Origin of the sequence: Testudinibacter sp. 'clade 2' (assembly GCF_006227735.1) — a bacterium.
Taxonomy (GTDB): Bacteria; Pseudomonadota; Gammaproteobacteria; order Enterobacterales; family Pasteurellaceae; genus Chelonobacter.
Window position 1 is genome coordinate 1 of record NZ_VDHB01000271.1, and the last position, 621, is coordinate 621.

The following is a 621-nucleotide window of genomic DNA, read 5'->3' on the forward strand; positions in this document are numbered from 1 at the left end:
CGGAATGACTGAGAAAGAAAGTCTAATTTTTCTCCATCTTCATTTGTAATACTCTTAATAGCTTCATAAGATGGATAACGAATCCAGAAACCATTTGGCTTCAGTATGTGGGGCACATTTTTAATTTTACGTTCGCCAAAAATATTTTCTTCAAATCCAAATTCTGTAGCGACTGCTTTTGTATCTGTAAAATGTCCATTTTCAATAATACCAATAGAGGTTATCACACGATTAAACTCAACAGAAATTCCGATTTTATCCATCGGTTCACCAAAAGAAACTCTACTTACTGTTGGTATTTCTAATATTACTTGGTATTTTGAAGTAAACCCAAATTTAGCAACATTTCCTCTTTTTAATATCGACGAGTTTTTAGTTTTTTCACTAGAATTTAATTGCCACTCTAGCTCAATTTTAGATTTTTTATAAACATAGAAAAACTTTGCTTTTTGCGGATTCACCTTTGTAGAAAATGTAACTTTATAATATTCTTTTTTTTCTATATCACTTTCCACTTCACTCCAAATCGGTTTTGTATTAATTACAGTTTTTTCACACTCTATATCATCAATATCAAAAACATTAGACTGTAATAGCTTTGCTTTATTATCGATATTACTT

General features: G+C 29.6%; 1 protein-coding gene. It reads right to left on the reverse strand.

Annotation, left to right across the window (positions count from 1 at the left end; all coding sequences use genetic code 11):
* On the reverse strand, positions 1–621 hold a 621-nt coding region (locus tag FHQ30_RS13380), incomplete at both ends, for a hypothetical protein (RefSeq protein WP_176552789.1).